This window comes from Amycolatopsis sp. NPDC102522 (assembly GCF_055584485.1).
The window spans coordinates 156,940-179,875 of the sequence record NZ_JBVJLY010000005.1; the positions used below are offsets into that span (position 1 = coordinate 156,940).

The window sequence follows — 22,936 nt, forward strand, 5'->3', positions numbered from 1 at the left end:
ACGTGTACCGCTACTAATCTCAATCGATCCGGAAGGGACGATATTCCTGCTCCGGGCCGTTCGCAGGGGCACGCCGCGACCTACCGCGGCCAGCCTAATGGTTCGGCCGGTCGAGGACCCGCGATCACCCTCTGGAAACAGCACGTCTAACATCGAGGAAGGGTTCAGAACACGGGGATCCGGGGCCGCCACATCACCCGGAAGCCTGACGGGCCCGTCCCGAAAACTGACGCAGGGAGTGAAATGTCGTTGGTGAACGCTGCGCACGGACGCAGTGACAGCACCAGCGCCGTACATCCGACCGGTGAACGACCGCACGGTGGCCGGCGAACAATCCGCCAGGTCGTCGGCGCGTACGCCGCCCTCGCGAAGCCCAGGGTGATCGAGCTCCTCCTCGTCACCACGATTCCCGCGATGTTCCTGGCGGGCCGGGAAATCCCGTCGCCCTGGCTGGTGCTCGCGACCCTCGTGGGCGGCACGATGGCGGCCGGCAGCGCCAACGCCTTGAACTGCGTCATCGACGCGGACATCGACAAGGTGATGAACCGCACCAAGCGCCGTCCGCTGGTGAAGGAATCGGTGCCCCGGCGCGGCGCGCTGATCTTCGGTCTCGTACTCGGTGTCCTGTCCGCCGTGGTGCTCTATTTCACGGTGAACCTGCTTTCGGCGATTCTCGCGATCGCGACGATTCTCTTCTACATCTTCGTCTACACGCTGCTGTTGAAGCGGCGTACGTCACAGAACGTGGTCTGGGGCGGCGCGGCGGGCTGCATGCCGGTCGTCATCGGCTGGGCCGCCGTCACCGGCACCGTCGAGTGGCCCGCGTTCGTGATGTTCGGCGTCATCTTCTTCTGGACCCCGCCGCACACCTGGGCGCTGGGCATGAAGTACCGCGACGACTACGAGCGCGCCGGCGTGCCGATGCTGCCGGTGGTCGCCACCCCGCAGCACGTGGCGCGGCAGATCGTCATCTACTCGTGGGTGATGGTCGCCTGGACGCTGCTGCTGGTCCCGGTGACGAGCTGGATCTACACGACGTTCGCTCTGCTCGCCGGTGGTTGGTTCCTCTTCTACGCGCACAGCCTGAACGCGGCGGTGCGGCGCGGCGAGGAGACCAAGCCGATGTCGCTGTTCCACCGGTCGAACACGTACCTGATGATCGTGTTCGTCGCGCTGGCCGTGGACTCGGCTATCGGCCTTCCGGCCATCGGGCTGCCTTTCTGATCTTGTAGCGCGTGAAGGCCCCCTTCCCTCGGCTCAGCCGAGGGAAGGGGGCCTTCACGCGTGTCCGGGATAGGAGGAGGGGCGCGGTGCTGGGTCCGCAGCGAGGGCGTAACTCGCGTGATCAGGGACGTGACTCGCGTGACTGGAGGCCGTACTCGGGTGTGCGGTGTTTGAACACTTGAGTTCCGTCCCTGATCACGTGAGTTCCGTCCCTGATCACATGAGTTCCGGGTCTGGTCACGCGAGTTACGGGTCTGGTCACGTGAGTGCGGTGCCGCGTAGGCGCAGCGCCTACGCCATCGCGGGGGTCGCGGCCACCTTCGCCGTCCTGCTCCACCCGAACGTCGTGTGGGCGAGTGTCGCCACCGTCCTTTCGCTGGTGGCCTTCCTCCTGGTCCGGGCGCGAGTGCGGGAATGAGATGATGGCGGGCGCCGTTGTACCTTCTTCGGCCCCCTGTCCCACCTCCGAAAGCAGGCTCCTTTTGTCCGTGTCCCCGGACCGGGAACTCGACGCGCTCGAGCAGGACGTCGCGCTCGAGCAGGAGTACGTCACCACCCTCTACCGCAAGCTCGACGCCGAACGCGTCGACGCGCAGCGCAGGCTCGACCAGACCCTGCGCCAGACCGGCGGCACCCCGCAGGCACGCACCGAACGCGACGTCGCCACGACGCTGTACACCGACAGGCTGTCCCAGCTGAGCTCGGTCGAGCAGGGCCTGTGCTTCGGCCGCCTCGACTTCCTCCCCGACCACGCGGAGGAGACCACCTACATCGGCCGGCTCGGGCTGTTCGACGAGGACGACGAGTACCGTCCGCTGCTCGTCGACTGGCGCGCGCCGGTCGCGCGGCCCTTCTACCTCGCCACCGCCGCTTCACCCGAAGGTGTGCGCCGGAGGCGGCACCTCCGGTCGCTGAGCAGGAAGGTCGTCGGCATCGACGACGAGATCCTCGATCTCTCCGCCGCCGATCAGGGGCAGGACCTCGGCCTCGCCGGGGAGGCGGCGCTGCTGGCCGCGCTCGAACGCCGTCGCACGGGTGAGATGAGCGACATCGTCGCCACCATCCAGGCCGAGCAGGACCGCATCATCCGCGCGTCGCCGAACGGTGTCCTGGTGGTCCAGGGCGGGCCGGGCACCGGCAAGACCGCGGTCGCGCTGCACCGCGCGGCGTACCTCCTGTACACCCACCGGCAGCAGCTCACCACGCGCGGCGTGCTGGTGGTCGGGCCCAACAGCACGTTCCTCCGCTACATCGGGCAGGTCCTGCCGTCGCTGGGCGAGACCGGGGTGCTGCTGGCCACGGTCGGGCAGCTGTACCCGGGCCTGGACGCCACCGGGCCGGTCACCCGCGAGGCCGCCGAGATCAAGGGCCGCCCGGTGATGGCCGACGTGCTCGCCAACGCGGTCCGCGACCGCCAGCGCGTGCCGGAACCGGTGCTGGAGATCGAGTTCGAACGCGAGATCCTCATGCTCGACCGCAAGACCTGCACCGAGGCGCGGACGCGGGCCCGCCGGTCGCGCCGTCCGCACAACCTCGCCCGGCGGATCTTCGTCTCAGACCTCCTCGACGCGCTGACCCGCCAAGCCGCCCGGAAGCTGGGGGAGGACCTGCTCGACGCGCGCGATGTCCAGGACATCCGGGCCGAGGTCACCGCGGACAAGAACGTGGCCGCCGCGATCAACGGGCTGTGGCCCAAGCTCACCCCCGAGGTCGTCCTCGACGAGCTGTTCGCCGACCGCGAACGGCTGCGCAGCGCGGCCGGGAAAGCCTTGTCGGACACCGATCGTGAGCTTCTCCACAGTCCGACGGACGCGAAGTGGAGCCCGTCGGACGTCCCGTTGCTCGACGAACTCGCCGAGCTGCTCGGCGAGGACGACACCGACCTCCGTGCCGAGCGCGCCCGCCGCGAGCGGGAAGACCGCGCCTACGCGGAAGGCGTCCTCGACATCCTCGAACAGGACGAGGAGATCATCGACGAGGAACTGCTGCGGGTCGGCGACGTCCTCGACGCCGAACTGTTCGCCGAACGCCAGCATCGCCGCAGTGAGATGACCGCGGCGCAGCGGGCCGCCCAGGACCGGACCTGGACCTTCGGGCACGTGATCGTCGACGAGGCGCAGGAACTGACCGCGATGGACTGGCGGCTGCTGATGCGCCGGTCGCCGAACCGGTCGATGACGCTGGTCGGTGACGTCGCCCAGACCGGCGCTTCCGGCGGCGCGCGGTCGTGGGGAGAGGTGCTTTCGCCGTACGTCGCCGATCGCTGGCGGCTCGAAGAGCTGACCGTGAACTACCGGACCCCGGCGGAGATCATGGCCGTCGCGTCCCGGGTGCTGGCCGACGTCAATCCGGAGCTGCAAGCGCCGGTTTCGGTGCGGGAGACCGGTTTCGAGCCTTGGCTGCGTGCCGTGACGCCGGCGGATCTCGCCGCCGAGCTGCCGGGAATCGTCGGCGCCGAACTGTCCGCTGTGGACGGCGGGACGGTCGCCGTGCTGTGCCCGGTCCCGATGATCGAGACGTTGTCGGGGGTGCTCGGCGAAGCGGGGGACAGGGTGTCGGTGATGCCTGTCGAGCGAGCCAAGGGCCTCGAGTTCGATTCGGTGGTGCTGATCGCGCCTGACGGGATCGTCGCGGAGTCCCCGCGCGGGCTCAACGATCTTTATGTGGCCCTGACCAGGGCGACCCGTCGGATGGGTGTAGTGCAGACCGGTGACCTTGTTCCGGCGCTGGAGGGTCTTGGCTAAGGTCTGCCGCATGCGCACATTCGGCAAGATCGTGGTCATCGGCGCGGGCGTGCTCGCCCTGGCGGCCTGTGGCGAGAAGCAGAACACCGCAGGTTCGGGCCAGTCCTCCGGCGCGGCCCCCGCTTCGGCTTCGACGGCGGCCGAGGCCCCGGCCGGGTCGAAGGGCAAGGAGTGCACGGCGGAGGATGTGAAGACCACCGGGAAGTTCGGTGAGGCGCCGACCATCACCATCCCGGACGACTGCGACCCGCCGAAGAAGCTCATCACCAAGGACCTTGAGCCCGGCACAGGTGACGGCGCCAAGTCGGGTCAGCAGCTGAAGATGAACTACTCGCTGGTCACCTGGTCCAACAAGCAGAAGCTGGACAGCTCGTTCGACCGCGGTGAGCCGTTCGACCTGAGTCTCGGCGCGGGTGACGTCATCAAGGGCTGGGACCAGGGCCTCGAAGGGATCAAACAGGGCGCGCGGCGGCTGCTGATCATCCCGCCGGACCTCGGCTACGGGAAGGGCGGCAACGGCATCCAGCCGAACGAGACCCTGGTGTTCGTCACCGACGCGGTGAGCGTCCCGACAAACAAGGGCTGAGTTCTCGCCCGGGAGTGTCATGAAAGGGTCGTTCCTGACGAAATTCGTCAGGAACGACCCTTTCATGACATCTAGGCGACCGGGCCGGCGTACTCCCAGGTGAGCAGGGTGATCTCCAGGCCCTTCTCGACCTTCGCTTCCGGAGGCACGTCGGTCAGGGCGTAGCCGACGCGGCGCGCGACGGCCTCGCTCGCCGCGTTCTCGGCGTCGATCTGCAGCTTGAGCGGGCTCAGCCCGAGCTCCAGCGCGTACGCGGTGAGCACCCGCAGCGAACGCGCCGCCAGATCCTGCCCGCGATGTGCGGGGCCGACGGCGTAGCCGAGTTCGGCGGGCCCCGAGAGGCCCTCCTTCAGCAACAACACCACCTCGCCGAGTGGCTCGCCGCTGTCGGTCGTGATGGCCAGCCGCAGCCCCTTGCCGTCCGCGCGGCTGCTGACGTACTTCGCGTAGTGCGCCTTCGCCGCCACCTCGTCGAAGGGGGACGGCAACGGCGTGAAGCGCGCGACGGCGGCATTGTCGAACAGCCCCGGCATGAACGCGACGTCGCCTTCGATCCACTCCCGCAGCACGAGCCCCTCGCCGATGAGCCGGACATCCTCCGGCCAAGGCGCCGTCACGGGATCAGCAGGAGCTTGCCGGTGGTGCGCCGCCCCTGAAGGTCCTCGTGCGCCTGACGGGCGTCGGCCAGCGGGTAGCGGCCGCCGATCCGGATGTTCAGCGAACCGTCCTGGACGGCGGCGAACAGTTCGTTCACCCGCCACTCCAGCTCCTCGCGCGTGAGCACGTAATGCGCGGAGGTCGGGCGGGTGAGGTACACCGAGCCGCTGCGGTTGAGCAGCTGCGGGTCGATCGGCGGCACCGGGCCGCTGGCCGCGCCGTAGAGGGCGAGCAGGCCGCGGATCTTCAGGCTCGCCAGGCTGCCGTCCACAGTGGACTTGCCGACGCCGTCGTAGACCACCGCGACCCCCTTGCCGCCGGTGAGGTCACGGGCGGCCTTGGCGAAGTCGACCTGGTCGTAGCGGATGACGTCGTCCGCGCCCGCCTGCTTGGCGAGTTCGGCCTTCTCGTCGGTGGAGACGGTGCCGATCACCCGCGCGCCGCGTGCCTTGGCCAGCTGGACCAGCAGCAGGCCCATCCCGCCCGCGGCGGCGTGGATCAGCACGTCGTCGCCCGCCTTGACCTCGTAGGTCGAGGCGATCAGCGCGTGCGCGGTGACACCCTGGAGCATCGTCGCGGCGGCGGTCTCCTCGGACACGCCGTCCGGGATCTTCACCGCGACCGCGGCGGGGAGCACCCGGCGCTGGGCGTAACTGCCCAGCGAACCCTGCCAGGCGACCCGGTCGCCGACGGCGAACCCGGCCACGTCCGCGCCGATCGCGGCCACCGTGCCCGCGCCTTCCATGCCCAGGATGAACGGCGTGTCGATGGGGTAGATGCCCTCGCGGTGGTAAGTGTCGATGTAGTTGACGCCCGCCGCGGCGACGTCCACGAGCAGTTCCCCGGCGCCGGGTTCGTCCACCTCGACTTCTGACAGCTCAAGGACTTCGGGACCGCCGGTCCGCCGGATCTGCACTGCCGTGGGCATACGTCCTCCTCGTTCAGGGTCGTTCCGACCGGGACAACTATGGCCGACGCCACGGTTATTCCGCGTCCCGGGCCTTTCGCGGTTAAGCTCGGCCCGTGGCTGAGACCGAAGAGAAGACCGAGACCGCCGCCCCCACGTCGCGCCAGGTCGCGGCCGCCCGCGACTTCGTGAAGCGGCACGGGAAGCCGTCGCGCGCGGTGGTGGAGAACATCGGCCGGATCGGCGCCCGGGTCGTGCTCGTGGGCGCGGACGGCGCGCTCGGCGACGTCGTCGTCGCCTCCACGGACGCGGGCGACGCGCTGGTCGAGGCCGTCGAAGATCTCGAACCCGCCGAGTGGGACAGCGAGACCGTGAAGGCCACCAAGATCGGTGCCGAGCACCGCCGCCGGATGGCGGGCAAGTGAGCGGTTCCGCGATCCTCGTTTCCTGCTCCGCACTGCCCGAAGGCGACGGCGACGAACACGCCGTCCCCGAGGCGCTGGCCGACCTCGGCTTCAAGACCCGTTGGGCGGCCTGGGACGACACGACCGTCGACTTCGGCGCCGCGGACATCGTCGTGCCGCGCGCCACTTGGGATTACGCCGAGCGCCGCGACGAGTTCCTGTCCTGGGCCGAATCCGTGCCCACGCTGGCCAATTCGGCCGTGGTCGCGCGGTGGAACACCGACAAGTCCTATCTGGCCGAACTCGGCGACGCCGGAGTCGCCATCGTGCCGACGACTCTGATCGAGCCGGAGGACGACGCCCCGCGCTGGCCGAAGGGCGACTTCGTGCTGAAGCCCGCGATCGGTGCCGGTTCCCGTGGTGCCGGGAAGTTCACTTCCGGCGCCGCCGCCGTGGCGCATCTGCAAAGCCTCCACGCCGAGGGCCACACCGCGGTGCTGCAGCCGTATCAGTCCAGTGTGGACACCGAGGGCGAACTCGCGCTGGTGTACCTGGGCGGCGTGTACTCGCACGCGTTTTCGAAGGCCGCGATGCTGGGCAGGGAACTCGACGAATCCGGTTTGTACGTCACGGAAAAGCTCGCACCCGTCCAGCCTGCCGCGAAGTTCCGCGCACTGGCCGAAGACGTTCTGGACGCGACGTCGGCGTTGCTCGGCATCCTGCGCGCGGAGCTGCTTTACGCCCGCGTCGACCTCGTCACCGGCCCGGACGGGAGGCCGCTGCTGCTGGAACTGGAGCTCGTCGAGCCCTCGCTCGGCTTCCGGCAGACCGACGATTCCGCCGCCTGGCGCTTCGCTTCCGCCGTGCGGCAGCAACTCTCCTGACACGGTCACCAGAAGTGTCATGAAAGGGTCGTTCAGGACAAATTTCGTCCTGAACGACCCTTTCATGACATCCGGCGGGGAAGAACGCTAGGCGGGCTTCACGCGCTTCGCCGCCAGCCGCTCCGGCTTCGGCCACCGCACGTCCCGCGCCCACCCGAACTTCTCGAACAGCCAGATCACCCGCGCCGACACGTCGACCTGTCCGCGCAGGACACCGTGCCGCGCGCAGGTCGGGTCGGCGTGGTGGGAGTTGTGCCACGACTCGCCCATGGACAGGATCGCCAGCGGCCAGAAGTTCGCCGCCTTGTCACGACTGGCGAACGGGCGCTCGCCGATCAGGTGGCAGATCGAGTTCACCGACCAGCTGACGTGGTGCAGGAACGCGATCCGGACCAGCCCGGCCCAGAAGAACCCGGTCACCGCACCCCACCAGGACCAGCTGAGCAGTCCGCCGAGCACCGCGGGCAGCGCGAGACTGAGCGTGATCCACAGCCAGAAGTAGCGGTTCACCACGCGAAGATCCTTGTCGGCCACCAGATCCGGCGCGAAGCGCTCGTAGTTGGTCACCTCGCGGCTGAACATCCAGCCCATGTGCGAGTGCCAGAACCCGCGCAGCAGCGCCTTGGGCGTCGTCCCGAACAGCCAGGGGGAGTGCGGGTCGCCTTCGCGGTCGGCGAAGGCGTGGTGGCGACGGTGGCTGGCCACCCAGAAGATGACCGACCCCTGCACCGCGAAGCCCCCGGCGATGGCGAGCGCGACCCGAAGCGGCCGTCCTGCCTTGAACGCGCCATGGGTGAAGTAGCGGTGGTAGCCGACGGTCACCCCGAGCGTCCCGAGGGTGTAGAACACCGCCGCCAGCGCGAGATCGATCCAGCTCATGCCCCAGCCCCACACGATCGGCACGGCGGCGAGCAGTGCGACGAACGGGACCAGCAGGAACGTCTTGAGTATCAGCATCTCGCCGGAGCCCCGGCGGTGCGAGATCAATGGTTTCGACTGGGTCGCCCCAGGCGCGGGATCGGTGCTGGCGGTCATGCGACACCTCGTGCCTCGACTCGGTGGTCCCCCCGTGTGGGGCACCCTGCGAAGCGTAAGCGCTTCGTCTGGCTGGCATGCCGCCTGGGGGTTACGTCCGGTTTGCCACGGGGTCAGTTCGAGGTGGCGAGTTCGCGTTCCGGCGCCGTGGCCGAGAGGACGGGACCGCGATCGCGTGAGCCGCACCACAGCGCCGCCGTCGAGACGATCACCAGCGCGGAGCCGAGGACGTGGAACGAGACCAGCGCCTCCGGCACGCCCAGGGCGTACTGCACCGAGCCCAGGATGCCCTGTAGGAGCGCGATGACCCACACGATGGTGTATCGCCGCCACAACCGCTTCGGCGTCTCGCCACGCATCAGCTGGAGCCCGAAGACGGCCAGCACGATCAGGTAAGCCACCAGCAGTCCGCCGTGGACCTGGGTGAGCGTCTCGATCGGGGCCTGGAACCGGTGGGTGCCGGGGTCGCCGCCGTGCGGGCCCGCGCCGGTCACGGTGGTTCCCGCCACGAGGACGGCCCACATCGCCGCGGCGAGCACGATCAGCGTCTTGCGGCCCGCGTCCGGGATCAGCCAGCGGGCGGGTTCGTCACCCTCGTTGAACGCGCGCAGCAGCAGGACCGCGAGCCACACCAGGGGAGTGGAGGCCAGGAAGTGGAGCGCGACGGTCCACCATTCGAGTTTGGCGAGCACGGTGATGCCCCCGACGACGGCCTGCAGCATCACGCCGGCGGGCATCGTCCAGGCCAGCTTCACCAGACGACGGCGGCTCGGGTGCTCGATCTGCACGCGCCACGCGGTGATCACGCACAGCGCGGCGACGGCGATGACGACGCCGGTCAGCATCCGGTTGCTGAACTCGATCCACTGGGTGAGCGCGTCGAATTCGGGATGCGCCACGGGCACGATGCTGCCTTCGACGCACTGGGGCCAGGTCGGGCAGCCGAGGCCCGAGCCGGTGACCCGGACGACCGAGCCGGTCACGCCGATTCCGGCCTGGGCGATCACCGCCGCTATCGCGACCGCTCGCTGGATCGCGAACGAGGGATACGGCAGACGCGCTACAAGGCTCTGGAACGGCACGCGCTCGATGCTAGAACGCCCTTCCTGAGAGCGTTCCACCGGCTACACGCGGTGTGTCGGCCGCCTCAAGTGAGCTTCGTGGTCTTGCTCGCCAGCGCGCCCGCGACGGCACCCCAGCCGACCAGGACCGCGAACGGGCCCCAGCCGAACGAACCGTCCAGCAGCACCGATCGCAGGCCTTCGGCGAGCGCGCCCGAGGGCAGCAGCTCGACGACCGTCGCGAGCCCGGACGGCATCGTCGACGGCGCCAGCAGGATGCCGCCCGCGAGCAGCAGTACGAACCAGACGATGTTCGCCAGCGCCAGCACGGCCTCCGCGCGCAGCGCCCCGCCGAGCAGCAGGCCCAGCGCGCCGAACGCGAGCGTGCCGACGATCAGGAACGGGAACGCGCCGAGGAGCCCGCCCAGCGAAGGCGACCAGCCCAGCAGCGCGGCCACCGCACCGAGGATCACGGCCTGCAGCGCGACCACCACCAGTGCGGCGGCCACTCGGCCCGCGACGAGCAGCCAGCGGGGCAGCGCGGTGGCGGAAAGCCGTTTGAGGACGCCGTACCGGCGGTCGAAGCCCAGTGCGATGGCCTGCCCGGTGAACGCGGACGACATCACCGCCAGCGCCAGGATCCTCGGGGTGATCCAGTCCACTTTGGACGACGAGCCGAGTTGCGCCGACGGCAGGATGTCCAGCAGCGACAAGCCGATCAGCAGCGCGAGCGGGATGAGCAGGGTCAGCAGGATCTGCTCGCCGTGGCGCAGCGTCAGGCTCGCCTCGACCTTCGCGTGCGTGCGCAGCATCTTGCCGAGCGAACCGCGACCGGGGGCCGGGGTGAACGTGCCCGGGGCGAACCGGGGGGCGGGTGTCGTGGTCATGCTCGCAGTTCCCGTCCGGTCAGCTCCAGGAAGACCTCTTCCAGCGTGCGCCTGCCGACCTGCAGTTCCTCGGGCATGACGCCCTGCTGCGCGCACCACGCCGTCACCGTCGACACCACCTGCGGGTCGATCGGGCCCTCGACGAGGTACGTCCCCGGCGCAGACTCGCGCACGAGGTGGCCCTCGGGCAGCGCCGCTGTCAGCAGAGCGGTGTCGAGCCGCGTACGGGCCTTGAAACGCAGCTGCGCGGCTTCGCCCGCGTCGACGGTCAGCGACTGCGGAGACCCTTCGACGACGACCTTGCCGTGGTCCACGATCACCACGGTGTCGGCCAGCGTTTCGGCTTCTTCCATCAGATGGGTGGTGAGCAGCACGCTGACCCCGTCGGCCCGCAGCGCCGCGAGCAGATCCCAGACCAGGCGGCGGGCCTGCGGGTCCATCCCGGCCGTCGGCTCGTCGAGGAAGAGCAGCTCCGGACGGCCGACGAGCGCGCAGGCGAGGGACAGCCGTTGCTGCTGCCCGCCGGAAAGCCGTTTGAACGGCGTCTTGCGCGCTCCCGAAAGACCGAGGATGTCCAGCAGCCAGGCCGGATCCAGCGGATTCGCCGCACACGCGGCGACCAGCCCGAGCATCTCGTCGGCGCGGACGCCGGGATACGCGCCGCCGCCCTGGGGCATCACGCCGATCCGCGGCCGCAGCGCCGGACCTTCCCGCGACGGGTCCAAGCCCAGCACACGGACTTCGCCGTCGTCAGGCCGCAGGAAGCCTTCGCAGATCTCGACGGTGGTGGTCTTGCCGGCCCCGTTCGGGCCGAGCAGAGCGAGCAGAGTGCCGCGTTCCATCCGCAGGTCGAGTCCCTCGACGGCGGTGGTGGATCCGTAGCGTTTCAGCAGCCCGGTGATCTCGACGGCGGGGGCGTTCACGACAGGTCACGATACGGCGTCACGCCCGGACCGAATGCTCCGGGGACGGTCTGGACAGCAGCAGCGGTGAGAGGCGGTGGACGACGAACAGCCCCAGCAGCGTGACGACCCCCGCGGCGGCCCACGCGAACGGCAGGACGAAGCCGCGGCCTTCGAAGGTGCTTCCCGTCGTCGGCAGCAGGAAAGGCAGGACGGCGGTGACGATCGTCGCGGCGATGCGGAACCGCGAGGTCCCCGCCGCCGCGGCGAGCGGGATGATCGCCCACAGCAGGTACCACGGCTGCAGCGCCACGTGCAGCACCATCACCGCGCCCAGCGAGACACCGAGGCCGATGATCGGCCGGTAACGCCATTTGAAGCTGTCCCAGAGGAACTTGACCGTCACCGCGCCCGCGACGAGATAGCCGAGCGCGCCGAGGATCGGCACCATCGCGTTGGTGTGGTTGCCGAGGCCGAGCGCGATGCCGAGGACCCCGCCGAGCGCGGCGAGTTCCGACGTCGGTGAGATCCAGGAGCGCACCAGGCCGGGTGTCCCGAGCGCGCCGACCCAGCCGAAGCCGAGGCCGGTGCCGTAACAGACCGCGACAAGCACCACGCCGAACAGCAGCGCCATCGGCACCGCCGCGGTGACCAGGTCCTTGATCCGGCCGTGCCAGCGTCTGGCCACCATCACCGTGAAGAACGGCAGCGCCAGGATCGCGTTCAGTTTCACCGCGACGCCGAGGGTGATGAGCACGACCCCGAGCCCGATGTACAGCAGTTCGCCCTTGGCCAGCGGTGGCGGTTCGTCGTTCTTGAACCGCACCGGCATCCGCTGGAGGCCGACCTCCAGCCCGGCCACCATGAGCCCGATGGCCAGCGCGTCGTTGTGGGCGCCCGCGACGAAGTGGAAGATCAGCAGCGGGTTCGCCGCGCCGAGCCACAGCGCGGTGGCGGGCTGCACGCCGAACCGCTTGGCCAGCCGGGGCAGCGCCCAGATGATCAGGATGACGCCGATCAGCGCGAGCCCGCGCTGCAGCAGCACCCCGGTGACGATGTTGCCGCTGCTCAGCGGGGCGAGCCAGCCGCCGAGGCGCAGCAGCAGCGGACCGTAGGGCGCCGGGGTCTCGCGCCACATGTTGGAGACACCCGAGGTCAGCGGGTCGGAGACGCCGAGCGCTTCGGCCGGGCCGAGGGAGTACGGGTCCATGCCGCGGGCGACGATCTCGCTCTGCGCGAGATAGCTGTAGACGTCGCGCGAGAACAGCGGCGGGATGAACAGCAGCGGCGCGCACCAGAGCGCGATGGTGCGGGCGAGCTGGCCCTGGGTGGCTAGGCGGCGGCGCGCCGGCTGGGCGAACCGGCCGAGGAGCAGCCAGCTCAGCACGATGATCGCCATCCCGGCCAGGCCCATCGCGAGCGAGACCATGGGGATCCGGGTGAACAGCCGCAGGACCGGGATCTCCTGCACCGGGTTGATCACCGGTGCGGCGCCCGCGCCGAGCGAACCGAGCGCGAGGAACAGGGAACCGACCGCGCCGAACCGGCGGACGACGTTCAGCCCGCGCAGTTCCTTGTCGTCGAGCGGCTCCGGTTCGCGTGGGTGACCGGGGGAGAGCGTCGCCACCGACCCCGCCGCCGAATCCTTCTCCGGCCCTGCTTCGTCCGTGTCCCGCCGTGCCGGGTGATCGCCCACTGCCACGCACGAAGGGTAGCGATGCCGGGAACAGACCGAGCGGGTACGTGGTTACCCCTGTGCTTTCGCCGGCAGACGTGACCCACGCCACTCCGTGAGGCACCCCTCTTTGCCGTCTCCCCGGAAATACGTCACACTTGTGTTGTGAAAAAGACGGGGACGCGGAACGAGGCCGGTGGCGACATGTCGCACGCCGACGTTCAGCCTGTCCCCGTGCAGGTCGGCCCCGAGGGCCGGACCAGGCACGAAGTGGCCCGCTTGCTGCTGGAACAGGGTCCGATGACCGCCGTCGTGGTGGCCGAGCAGCTGGGGATCAGCGCCGCCGCCGTCCGTCGTCATCTCGACGCCCTGCTCGCCGATGGCGAGGCCGAAACCCGGGACGCGCCCCGGCGCGGCCCGCGCGGACGAGGCCGCCCCGCCAAGAACTTCCTCCTGACCGAGGCCGGTCGTGCCCGGTTCGGGCACGCCTACGACGACCTCGCGTCCTCGGCCATCCGGTTCCTCTCCGAACACGCCGGCGAGGACGCCGTGAAAGCCTTCGCCGAGGCTCGTGTCGCTTCGCTGGTCGGCCCGCATCAGGAAGCGATCACGCAGCACACGGACCCCGCCGCCCGCGCCGAGGCCCTCGCTGCGGCGCTGACCAGGGAGGGTTACGCTGCGTCGACCCGTCAGGTCGGTGTCGGCGAACAGCTTTGCCAGCACCATTGCCCGGTCGCCCACGTCGCCGCCGAGTTCCCTCAGTTGTGTGAAGCCGAAACCGAGGCTTTCGCGGAACTTCTGGGTACTCACGTGCAGCGACTGGCGACCATCGCACGCGGTGACAACGCGTGCACCACACACGTACCCGTCGTTTCGGCGGGTCACCCGGCCACACCCCGGCCGGGAAGCACGGCGCCCTCTCCTGGGCGCACAGCACGGATCCCGAATGGAGGGAAACCCGCATGACTGCCGCTGCCGAGCAGCGCACTCCCACCACCGCGCCCATGAGCCAGGAAGAGACCATCGAGTCCCTTGGCAAGTACGCGTTCGGCTGGGCGGACTCCGACGAGGCGGGCGCCAGCGCCCGTCGAGGACTGAACGAGGACGTCGTCACCGACATCTCCTCGAAGAAGTCCGAGCCGGAGTGGATGCGCGAAGCGCGACTGAAGGCGCTCAAGCTCTTCGATCTGAAGCCCATGCCCAACTGGGGTGCGGACCTCTCCGGGATCGACTTCGACAACATCAAGTACTTCGTGCGGTCCAGTGAGAAGCAGGCTACTTCCTGGGAAGAGCTGCCCGAGGACATCAAGAACACGTACGACAGGCTCGGCATCCCCGAGGCGGAGAAGCAGCGCCTCGTCGCCGGTGTCGCCGCGCAGTACGAGTCCGAGGTCGTCTACCACTCGATCCGCGAGGATCTGGAGGCTCAGGGCGTCCTGTTCCTGGACACCGACACCGCGCTCAAGGAGCACCCGGAGCTCTTCAAGGAGTACTTCGGCTCCGTGATCCCGGCCGGGGACAACAAGTTCTCCGCGCTGAACACGGCGGTGTGGTCCGGCGGCTCGTTCATCTACGTCCCCAAGGGCGTCAAGGTGGACATCCCGCTGCAGGCCTACTTCCGGATCAACACCGAGAACATGGGTCAGTTCGAGCGGACCCTGATCATCGTCGACGAAGACGCCTACGTGCACTACGTCGAGGGTTGCACCGCGCCGATCTACCAGTCCGACTCGCTGCACTCGGCGGTCGTGGAGATCATCGTGAAGAAGGGCGCCCGCTGCCGTTACACGACCATCCAGAACTGGTCGAACAACGTCTACAACCTGGTCACCAAGCGCGCCAAGTGCGAAGAGGGCGCGACCATGGAGTGGATCGACGGCAACATCGGTTCCAAGGTCACGATGAAGTACCCGTCCGTGTTCCTCATGGGCGAGCACGCCAAGGGCGAGGTCCTCTCGGTCGCGTTCGCGGGCGAAGGCCAGCACCAGGACGCGGGCGCGAAGATGGAGCACCTGGCGCCGCACACCTCCTCGACCATCGTGTCGAAGTCGGTGGCGCGCGGCGGTGGCCGTACCTCCTACCGCGGTCTGATCAAGATCGCGAAGCGGGCGCATCACTCGCGCTCCAGCGTGGTCTGTGACGCGCTGCTGGTCGACACGATCTCGCGGTCGGACACGTACCCGTACGTCGACATCCGCAACGACGAGGTCTCCATGGGCCACGAGGCGACCGTCTCGAAGGTCAGCGAAGACCAGATGTTCTACCTCATGTCGCGCGGTCTCGACGAGGCCGAGGCCATGGCGATGATCGTGCGCGGGTTCGTCGAGCCCATCGCGCGTGAGCTGCCGATGGAGTACGCGCTCGAGCTGAACCGCCTGATCGAGCTTCAGATGGAAGGGTCCGTCGGCTAGTCATGTCGGTTACCGAGAACAACGTTTCCGAAGCGATGCGCGAGGGCGTGGTCATCCCGGCCACGTCCCGCGCGGAGCGGTTCACCTCTCACGACGTCGAGGCCTTCGAGGTCCCCGGCGGCCGTGAGGAGAACTGGCGCTTCACTCCGATGAAGCGGCTGCGCGGCCTGCACGACGGGTCCGCCACCGCTTCGGGTTCGGCGACCCTGGAATCCGACGCCGCGCCCGAACTGAAGATCGAGCAGGTCGGCAGGGACGACGAGCGCCTCGGCGTCGCGGGTGTCCCGAGCGACCGGATCGCCGCGCAGGCCTACTCGTCGTTCACCGAGGCCACCGTCATCACGGTGCCCAAGGAGACCAAGGCGTCGAAGCCGTCGACGGTGAAGATCTCCGGTCCCGGCGAGGGCGAGGTCGCCTACGGCCACCTGCAGGTCCGCGCCGAGCAGTTCTCCGAGGCCGTCATCGTCCTCGACCACGTCGGCTCCGGCACCTACGCCGACAACGTCGAGTTCGTCATCGGCGATTCGGCGAACGTGACCGTGGTCAGCGTCCAGGACTGGGCCGACGACGCGGTGCACGTCTCCGAGCAGCACCTCAAGCTCGGCCGCGACGCCACGCTCAAGCACATCGTCATCACCCTGGGCGGTGACCTGGTCCGCGTCTCGCCGACGGCGACCTTCGCCGACAAGGGCGGCGACGTCGAGATGCTCGGCCTGTACTTCGCGGACGAAGGACAGCACCAGGAACACCGTCTCTTCGTCGACCACGCGGTGCCGAACTGCAAGTCGCGCGTGATGTACAAGGGCGCGCTGCAGGGCGACGGCGCGCACACCGTGTGGGTCGGCGACGTGCTGATCCGCGCGGCGGCCGAAGCGACCGACACTTACGAGCTCAACCGCAACCTGGTGCTGACGCCGGGCGCGCGGGCGGACTCGATCCCGAACCTGGAGATCGAGACCGGCGAGATCGAAGGCGCCGGCCACGCGAGCGCGACGGGAAGGTTCGACGACGAGCAGTTGTTCTACCTCCAGTCGCGCGGAATCGGCGAAGACGCCGCGCGTCGGTTGGTCGTGCGCGGGTTCTTCCACGAGATCCTGGTCAAGATCGGCGTTCCCGAGGTGCGCGAGCGTCTCGAGGCCGCGATCGAAGCCGAACTCGAAGCCGTGGGCGTCTGAGCCCCCGTCCGTCCACATCAGACTTTTAGGAAAGAAATGCCTACGCTGGAAATCAAGGATCTGCACGCCTCGGTCACGACCGAGGAGGGCCCCAAGGAGATCCTCAAGGGCGTCAACCTGACCATCAAGTCGGGCGAGACCCACGCGATCATGGGCCCCAACGGTTCGGGCAAGTCCACGCTGTCCTACGCCATCGCCGGTCACCCCAAGTACGAAGTCACCTCCGGGCAGGTCCTGCTCGACGGTGAGGACGTGCTGGAGATGAGCGTCGACGAGCGCGCCCGCGCGGGCCTGTTCCTCGCCATGCAGTACCCGGTCGAGGTACCGGGCGTGTCCATGTCCAACTTCCTCCGTACCGCGGCCACCGCGGTCCGTGGCGAGGCTCCCAAGCTGCGCCACTGGGTCAAGGAGGTCAAGGAGGAGATGGGCAAGCTGGAGATCTCGTCCGAGTTCGCCGAGCGTTCGGTGAACGAGGGCTTCTCCGGCGGCGAGAAGAAGCGCCACGAGATCCTGCAGCTGGCGCTGCTCAAGCCGAAGATCGCCATCCTCGACGAGACCGACTCGGGCCTCGACGTCGACGCGCTGCGCGTCGTGTCCGAGGGCGTCAACGAGTTCAAGGCCAACAACGACGCCGGCGTCATGCTGATCACGCACTACACGCGGATCCTGCGGCACATCACGCCCGACTTCGTGCACGTCTTCGCCGGCGGCAAGATCGTCGAGTCCGGCGGCCGTGAGCTCGCGGACGAGCTGGAGGAGAACGGGTACGTCAAGTACACCGGCTCCACCGAGACCGCCGCCGTCTGATCACCGATTTCGCGACTACACCGAGAGGAGTTGGCCCGATGACCACCACCACGGCTAACTCTGTACCGCTGGACATAGCGGCCATCAGGGCCGACTTCCCGATCCTGACCCGCACGGTGCGGGACGGGAAACCCTTGGTGTATCTGGATTCCGGTGCGACGTCCCAGAAACCGGCGCAGGTGCTCGAAGCCGAGCGCCGGTTCCTGGAGACCTCGAACGCCGCGGTGCACCGCGGCGCGCACCAGCTCGCCGAGGAGGCGACCGACGCCTACGAATCCGCCCGCGTGCGGATCGCGGAGTTCGTCGGCGCCTCCCCGCACGAGCTGGTGTTCACCAAGAACGCCACCGAGGGCATCAACCTCGTCGCCTACGCGATGAGCAACGCCGCCACGGCCGGTCCCGGGGCCGAGCGGTTCAAGATCGGTCCCGGTGACGAGATCGTCATCACCGAGATGGAACACCACGCGAACCTGGTGCCGTGGCAGCAGCTCTGCCAGCGCACCGGCGCGACGCTGAAGTGGTTCTCCGTCACCGCCGACGGTCGTCTCGATCTGTCCAATGTGGACGAGCTGATCACCGAACGGACCAAGGTGCTCGCGTTCACGCACCAGTCCAACGTGCTCGGCACGATCAACCCGGTCAAGTTCCTGGTGGAGAAGGCCCGCAAGGTCGGCGCGCTGGTCGTGCTGGACGCCTGCCAGTCGGTGCCGCACTTCCCCGTGGACCTCCACGACCTGGACGTCGACTTCGCCGCTTTCGCCGGGCACAAGATGGTCGGCCCGTACGGCATCGGCGTCCTCTACGGCCGCCGCGAGCTGCTCGAAGCGATGCCGCCGTTCCTGACCGGTGGCTCGATGATCGAGATGGTCCGCATGGAGCAGACCACGTTCGCCGCGCCGCCGCAGCGGTTCGAGGCGGGCACGCCGATGACGTCGCAGGCCGTCGGCCTCGGCGCGGCCGCCGACTACCTGTCGGCGATCGGCATGGACCGGGTCGCCGCGCACGAGCACCTCCTCACCGAGGCGGCGCTGACCGGCCTCGGCGAGATCCCGGGTGTGCGGATCATCGGCCCCACCGACATGGCCGACCGCGGCGGACTGGTTTCGTTCGTCATCGACGGCGTCCACCCGCACGACTCGGGCCAGGTGCTGGACAGCCTCGGCGTCGCCGTCCGCGTCGGGCACCACTGCGCGTGGCCGCTGCACCGGGCCTGCTCGGTCCCGGCGACCGTGCGCGCGTCGTTCTACGTCTACAACACACTGTCCGAAGTGGACGCTCTGGTGAACGGTGTGCGCGAGGCGCAGAAGTTCTTCGGGGTGGCCTGATGAACCTGGAGAGCATGTACCAGGAGATCATCCTGGACCACTACAAGAACCCGCACGGCCGCGGCCTTCGCGAGCCGTTCGACGCCGAGTCGTTCCAGGTCAACCCGACCTGCGGCGACGAGGTGACCCTGCGGGTGAAGGTCGACGACGGGAAGGTCGCCGACATCTCCTACGACGGACAAGGCTGCTCGATCAGCCAGGCGTCCACGTCGGTCTTGACGGATCTCGTCGTCGGGCACACCGTGGAGGAGGCGTTCACCACCATGGACGCCTTCGTCGAGCTGATGCAGGGCAAGGGTCAGATCGAGCCGGACGAGGAAGTGCTGGAGGACGGCATCGCCTTCGCGGGCGTCGCCAAGTACCCGGCACGCGTGAAGTGCGCCCTGCTCGGATGGATGGCGTTCAAGGACGCCGTCGCCCGCACGACCAACGGAGTTGAGACGGCATGACCGAACAGCAGACCGAAACCCGCGAGGGGCGCACGGCCGCCGACCTCGACGCCGAGACCACCGCCGCCGCGGACACCGCCGACCTGGCGAAGGTCGAGGACCTCGAAGAGGCGATGCGCGACGTCGTCGACCCCGAACTCGGCATCAACGTCGTCGACCTGGGGCTCGTCTACGGCATCCACGTGGAGCCGGACAACACCGCCACCATCGACATGACCCTGACGTCCGCGGCCTGCCCGCTGACCGACGTCATCGAGGACCAGACCGGTGCCGCGCTCGTCGGCGGGGGAACGGGACTGGTCAAGGACTTCCGGATCAACTGGGTCTGGATGCCGCCGTGGGGCCCGGAGAAGATCACCGAGGACGGCCGCGAGCAGCTGCGGGCGCTCGGCTTCACCGTCTGACCCCCGTTTTTCGCGCCTGCGCGCCAGGAAAGGCCCGTTACTTGCAAATTTTGCAAGTAACGGGCCTTTCATAGCATCGGTGAGGGTGGTGCGGCACCGAACTCGCGTGATCAAGCCCGGAACTCGCGTGATCAGAGGCGTGACTCGCGTGAACAGACCCGGAACACTCGAGTTCGGCCTCCAATCACGTGAGTTCCGTGCCCAATCACGCGAGTGCGGTCCCTGATCACGCGAGTGACGCCTTCGACCTGGCTGCGAACGGAACCCCTTGCGTATAACGCCCTATACCTCGCCCCGGGAGTTCGCCCGGCCGGTGTCTGCTTGGGTTACGGGATGATCCGGTCCATCTCCCTTTTCGCGCTCGCGGCCCTGCTGGAGATCGGCGGCGCCTGGCTGATCTGGCAGGGCGTCCGGGAACATCGCGGCTACCTCTGGATCGGTGCGGGCGTCGTCGCGCTGGGCCTCTACGGCTTCGTCGCGACATTGCAGCCCGACGCGAACTTCGGCCGCATCCTCGCCGCGTACGGCGGGGTGTTCGTCGCGGGTTCGCTGGCGTGGGGGATGGTCGCCGACGGCTACCGGCCGGACCGTTACGACGTGCTCGGCGCGTTGATCTGTCTCGCCGGGGTCGGGGTCATCATGTACGCGCCCCGAGGCTGAGCGTTCGCCGGAAACTGTCGGCCACCGGCGCTAGGGTGTGCCGTGACCGAAACGGACTTCCCCGCTCCGCCTGCCGACAGACCCGGGCCGAAGCGAAGATTCTCCCCGCTCCTGCTCGTGATGATCCTGGTGGCGATCGTCGGCGTGGGCACCGGAGGGTACGGTTTCTGGACCCTGATGAGCTACCGCATGGTGAGTGTTCCGGGCGAAGCGATGACGCCCACGATCAAGCCGGGCCAGGTCGTGTTGTACCGCTGGACGGATCTCCCCGAGATTCACCGCGGCGAGGTCGTCCTCATGGATCTTTCCGCGTTCCCGGACTCGGCTCCCGGCGAAGGCCGGGCCGTCAAGCGGGTGATCGGCGTCGGTGGTGATCAGGTCGTCTGCTGTACGAACGACAACCTGATCACCGTCAACGGGAAGCCGGTCAAAGAGCCGTACGCCGAAGACGACAACGGTTACGGCCGCAAGGAGTACCGGCCGTTCAGCGTCCAGGTGCCGCCGGACACGGTGTTCGTCGCCGGCGATCTGCGGAACAATTCGCGGGACTCACGGATCTACGTCGGCATGCCGGGCGATGGCGCCGTGCCGCTGTCGAAGGTGAGCGGAATCGTCGTCGGGCTGGGGAGCACTCTCGCCGCTGAGCCCTTTCCGCGGACCACCGCTTTCGTCGAGGCAGGACTGCCGGGCGATCCCTTGTCCGACACCGGGTTCCGTACTTCGCGGCTGCTGATCTTCGCCGGGATCGGGCTGGTCGTCCTCGGGGTCATCGGGGCGATCGTGAGCGTTGTCCGCTCCGCCGGAAAACGACGAAGAGCAGCCGCAATCCCACCAGCGCACTGACCACCAGCAGGTTGTAGCCGAACATCTGGTGCAGCGTGACACCCGGCAGGACCTCCGGGCCGGTCGCGCTGCTCAGCAGCAGCACCGCCATCAGCCCGGTGGCCGCGCCGACGAACGCCAGCAGGATCTCGTGCACCAGCCCGGTGACCACGTCGCGGTCGCGTTCGTCGGAGAACAGCCGGACGTTGACCGAAAGCCTGCCCTGCTCCAGCGCGCTGCCGATCCGGTCGACGCGGCGGGGCAGGCGGCGCAGCACCGGCAGGAGCGCCATCAGTTCGTTGGTGGCCGTGGAGCGCAGCGATTCCGGCCGCAGCCCGGCACCCACCTGCTCGGCGGCGTAGGCGCGGGATTCGACGACGATGTTGAATCCCGGCGCCAGCGCGGCGAGCGTTCCCTCCAGGGTGGCCAGTGCGCGGAACACCGCGGCGATCGGCGGGGGCACGCTGAGCCGGAAGTCGGCGATCACCCGGAACAGGTCGGTGAACATGTCCAGATCCGGGGCCTGCCCGTGGTTGAAATGCTTGGCCACCAAGGAACCCAGTGCCCGCTCCAGCCGTCGTTCCTCGATCTCGTCCGGCCGGTCGACGATCTCCAGCAGGCCGTCGCGCAACGCGGCCGGGTCGCCGCGGTCGAGGGCGAGGATGAGGTTCTGCAGCCCGCCGCGCAGGCCCGAGTCGAGCCGTCCGACGGAACCGAAGTCGAGCAGGCCCAGCCTGCCGTCGGTGAGCAGCAGGACGTTGCCGGGATGCGGGTCGGCGTGGAAGACGCCGCTGCCCATCACCTGGCCGAGCACGCAGCGGAGCATCGACCGCGCGAGGTTCGCCCGTTCCGCCGCCGGGACCTGGTCCTTGGCGGCGGCGAGCGGCTTGCCGTCGAGGCGCCGCATCACGAGGACCCGCTCGGTGGACAGTTCTTTGTGGACGGTCGGAAGAGCGACCTCGTTGCCGGGGTAGGCCGCGGCGACCGCTTCGATGTTCCTGGCCTCGGTCCGGAAATCGAGCTCTTCGACCAGCGCGTCGGCGAATCCCTCGGCGAGGTCGACGACGCCGAGCGAACGCGCCCAGTCCGCGCGCAGGTCCAGCGCGGCCGCGACCCGGCGGACGATGTCGAGGTCCTTCTCGACCAGTGCCTGCACCCCGGGCCGTTGCACCTTGACGACCACGTCCTGCCCGCCGCGCAGCTTCGCCCGGTAGACCTGCGCGATCGACGCGGCCGCGATCGGCTCCGGATCGAACTCGGCGAAGATCTCGTCCGGGTTCCCGCCCAGTTCCTCCCGCAGCACCGTGGCGACCTCGTCGGCGTCGGCGAAGGCAACCTGGTCCTGGAGCTTGCTCAGTTCGTCGATGAACACCTGCGGGAGCAGATCGGACCGCGTCGAGAGCAGCTGGCCGAGTTTCACGAACGTCACGCCGCCCTCCTCCAGCGCGCGCCGCAGCGAGCGCGCCAGTTTGGCGTGCCGGACCTGGGCGAGGCCGGATTCGCGGCGGCCGGTGAGATACCGGCCCAGGCCGTGTTTGATCGCGATCCGGGTGATCTGCGAGTACCGCCGCGTCCGGGCCACGCGGCGGCGCATCGACCGGATCCTGCCGATCAGCCCGAGCCCCGAACCGGAAGGCAGGACGAACTCCGCGACGAACAGGAAGATCAGCGTCGCCAGGAACGCGCTGCCCGCCACCGGGATGACCAGCCCGGCGAAGGCACTGCCCGCGTACATCAGCCGGGGGACCGCGGTGAGGATGCCGCCCGCGACCAGCCAGCCGAAGCCGGCGGCGCAGAACGCGCGGATCACGCCGATCCGCACGCCCAGCACGCGGCGGGCGGCGACCACGAGCGGCCACAGCATCAACGCGTAGGCGGGCAGGGTGAGCAGGCCGAGCAGCAGGTTCATGCCGATGA

At 68.9% G+C, this 22,936-nt stretch carries 23 protein-coding genes; 15 read left to right on the forward strand and 8 right to left on the reverse strand.

Annotation, left to right across the window (positions count from 1 at the left end; translation table 11 throughout):
- Positions 1 to 243 precede the first annotated feature (243 nt).
- The 4 genes from ACZ6YV_RS16025 (at position 244) to ACZ6YV_RS16040 (ending at position 4,554) form a co-directional block, all read left to right on the forward strand.
- Entirely contained in the window at positions 244 to 1,224 is a 981-nt protein-coding gene (locus ACZ6YV_RS16025) for a heme o synthase (RefSeq protein ID WP_465510295.1), read from the forward strand.
- 271 nt (positions 1,225 to 1,495) lie between these two features.
- Positions 1,496 to 1,642, forward strand: a complete 147-nt coding sequence (locus tag ACZ6YV_RS16030) for a hypothetical protein (RefSeq protein WP_465510296.1) — start codon at positions 1,496 to 1,498, stop codon at positions 1,640 to 1,642.
- A gap of 70 nt (positions 1,643 to 1,712) precedes the next feature.
- Positions 1,713 to 3,968 (forward strand): HelD family protein, encoded by a 2,256-nt coding sequence (locus tag ACZ6YV_RS16035; RefSeq protein WP_465510297.1) that lies wholly within the window; start codon positions 1,713 to 1,715, stop codon positions 3,966 to 3,968.
- 10 nt (positions 3,969 to 3,978) lie between these two features.
- Positions 3,979 to 4,554, forward strand: coding sequence for an FKBP-type peptidyl-prolyl cis-trans isomerase (locus ACZ6YV_RS16040; protein ID WP_465510298.1), 576 nt, complete (start codon positions 3,979 to 3,981; stop codon positions 4,552 to 4,554).
- Positions 4,555 to 4,625: 71 nt separating this feature from the next.
- Here ACZ6YV_RS16040 and ACZ6YV_RS16045 read toward each other — a convergent pair whose 3' ends face one another.
- Both ACZ6YV_RS16045 and ACZ6YV_RS16050 read right to left on the reverse strand, forming a co-directional pair.
- Positions 4,626 to 5,171, reverse strand: a complete 546-nt coding sequence (locus tag ACZ6YV_RS16045) for a GNAT family N-acetyltransferase (RefSeq protein ID WP_465510299.1) — start codon at positions 5,169 to 5,171, stop codon at positions 4,626 to 4,628.
- On the reverse strand, positions 5,168 to 6,139 hold the full coding sequence (locus ACZ6YV_RS16050) for a quinone oxidoreductase family protein (protein WP_465510300.1): 972 nt from the start codon (positions 6,137 to 6,139) through the stop codon (positions 5,168 to 5,170). The genes ACZ6YV_RS16045 and ACZ6YV_RS16050 overlap by 4 nt, the downstream gene beginning before the upstream one ends.
- Before the next feature lie 95 nt (positions 6,140 to 6,234).
- Between ACZ6YV_RS16050 and ACZ6YV_RS16055 the strand changes: the two genes are divergently transcribed.
- Positions 6,235 to 6,543: a hypothetical protein gene (locus tag ACZ6YV_RS16055; protein WP_465510301.1), complete on the forward strand. Its 309-nt coding sequence runs from the start codon at positions 6,235 to 6,237 to the stop codon at positions 6,541 to 6,543.
- Positions 6,540 to 7,406, forward strand: a complete 867-nt coding sequence (locus ACZ6YV_RS16060; RefSeq protein ID WP_465510302.1) for an ATP-grasp domain-containing protein — start codon at positions 6,540 to 6,542, stop codon at positions 7,404 to 7,406. Before ACZ6YV_RS16055 ends, ACZ6YV_RS16060 begins: the two co-directional genes overlap by 4 nt.
- Before the next feature lie 87 nt (positions 7,407 to 7,493).
- Here the strand turns inward: ACZ6YV_RS16060 and ACZ6YV_RS16065 are convergent, their stop codons facing one another.
- From ACZ6YV_RS16065 to mptB, 5 genes are all read right to left on the reverse strand, one after another.
- Positions 7,494 to 8,441, reverse strand: a complete 948-nt coding sequence (locus ACZ6YV_RS16065) for an acyl-CoA desaturase (protein WP_465510303.1) — start codon at positions 8,439 to 8,441, stop codon at positions 7,494 to 7,496.
- 113 nt (positions 8,442 to 8,554) lie between these two features.
- Positions 8,555 to 9,523, reverse strand: a complete 969-nt coding sequence (locus ACZ6YV_RS16070) for a COX15/CtaA family protein (RefSeq protein WP_465510304.1) — start codon at positions 9,521 to 9,523, stop codon at positions 8,555 to 8,557.
- Between the two features lie 65 nt (positions 9,524 to 9,588).
- On the reverse strand, positions 9,589 to 10,389 hold the full coding sequence (locus ACZ6YV_RS16075) for an ABC transporter permease (protein WP_465510305.1): 801 nt from the start codon (positions 10,387 to 10,389) through the stop codon (positions 9,589 to 9,591).
- Positions 10,386 to 11,312, reverse strand: a complete 927-nt coding sequence (locus ACZ6YV_RS16080; protein ID WP_465510306.1) for an ABC transporter ATP-binding protein — start codon at positions 11,310 to 11,312, stop codon at positions 10,386 to 10,388. The genes ACZ6YV_RS16075 and ACZ6YV_RS16080 overlap by 4 nt, the downstream gene beginning before the upstream one ends.
- A gap of 19 nt (positions 11,313 to 11,331) precedes the next feature.
- On the reverse strand, positions 11,332 to 12,918 hold the full coding sequence (gene mptB / locus ACZ6YV_RS16085; RefSeq protein ID WP_465510411.1) for a polyprenol phosphomannose-dependent alpha 1,6 mannosyltransferase MptB: 1,587 nt from the start codon (positions 12,916 to 12,918) through the stop codon (positions 11,332 to 11,334).
- Between the two features lie 252 nt (positions 12,919 to 13,170).
- Here mptB and ACZ6YV_RS16090 point away from each other — a divergent pair, with 252 nt between their 5' ends.
- The 9 genes from ACZ6YV_RS16090 (at position 13,171) to lepB (ending at position 21,040) form a co-directional block, all read left to right on the forward strand.
- The gene (locus ACZ6YV_RS16090; protein WP_465510412.1) at positions 13,171 to 13,932 is read left to right on the forward strand and encodes a helix-turn-helix transcriptional regulator; all 762 of its coding nucleotides are present in this window, start codon (positions 13,171 to 13,173) and stop codon (positions 13,930 to 13,932) included.
- Positions 13,933 to 13,970: 38 nt separating this feature from the next.
- A complete protein-coding gene (gene sufB / locus ACZ6YV_RS16095; RefSeq protein WP_449224177.1) occupies positions 13,971 to 15,377 on the forward strand; it encodes a Fe-S cluster assembly protein SufB in 1,407 nt (468 codons plus the stop codon).
- A gap of 2 nt (positions 15,378 to 15,379) precedes the next feature.
- Complete coding sequence (sufD, locus tag ACZ6YV_RS16100) at positions 15,380 to 16,552, forward strand: Fe-S cluster assembly protein SufD (RefSeq protein WP_465510307.1); 1,173 nt, start codon at positions 15,380 to 15,382, stop codon at positions 16,550 to 16,552.
- A gap of 36 nt (positions 16,553 to 16,588) precedes the next feature.
- A complete protein-coding gene (gene sufC, locus ACZ6YV_RS16105) occupies positions 16,589 to 17,359 on the forward strand; it encodes a Fe-S cluster assembly ATPase SufC (RefSeq protein WP_400943209.1) in 771 nt (256 codons plus the stop codon).
- A 38-nt stretch (positions 17,360 to 17,397) separates the two neighbouring features.
- Entirely contained in the window at positions 17,398 to 18,684 is a 1,287-nt protein-coding gene (locus ACZ6YV_RS16110) for a cysteine desulfurase (protein WP_465510308.1), read from the forward strand.
- On the forward strand, positions 18,684 to 19,133 hold the full coding sequence (gene sufU, locus ACZ6YV_RS16115; RefSeq protein WP_101606798.1) for a Fe-S cluster assembly sulfur transfer protein SufU: 450 nt from the start codon (positions 18,684 to 18,686) through the stop codon (positions 19,131 to 19,133). The genes ACZ6YV_RS16110 and sufU overlap by 1 nt, the downstream gene beginning before the upstream one ends.
- Positions 19,130 to 19,537, forward strand: a complete 408-nt coding sequence (locus ACZ6YV_RS16120; protein ID WP_020637162.1) for a metal-sulfur cluster assembly factor — start codon at positions 19,130 to 19,132, stop codon at positions 19,535 to 19,537. The genes sufU and ACZ6YV_RS16120 overlap by 4 nt, the downstream gene beginning before the upstream one ends.
- 333 nt (positions 19,538 to 19,870) lie before the next feature.
- Positions 19,871 to 20,197: a YnfA family protein gene (locus ACZ6YV_RS16125; RefSeq protein WP_465510309.1), complete on the forward strand. Its 327-nt coding sequence runs from the start codon at positions 19,871 to 19,873 to the stop codon at positions 20,195 to 20,197.
- Between the two features lie 42 nt (positions 20,198 to 20,239).
- Entirely contained in the window at positions 20,240 to 21,040 is an 801-nt protein-coding gene (gene lepB, locus ACZ6YV_RS16130; RefSeq protein ID WP_465510310.1) for a signal peptidase I, read from the forward strand.
- On the opposite strand, the gene ACZ6YV_RS16135 is transcribed toward lepB, so the two are convergent.
- A complete protein-coding gene (locus tag ACZ6YV_RS16135) occupies positions 20,964 to 22,928 on the reverse strand; it encodes an ABC1 kinase family protein (RefSeq protein ID WP_465510311.1) in 1,965 nt (654 codons plus the stop codon). The genes lepB and ACZ6YV_RS16135 overlap by 77 nt on opposite strands.
- Positions 22,929 to 22,936 lie beyond the last annotated feature (8 nt).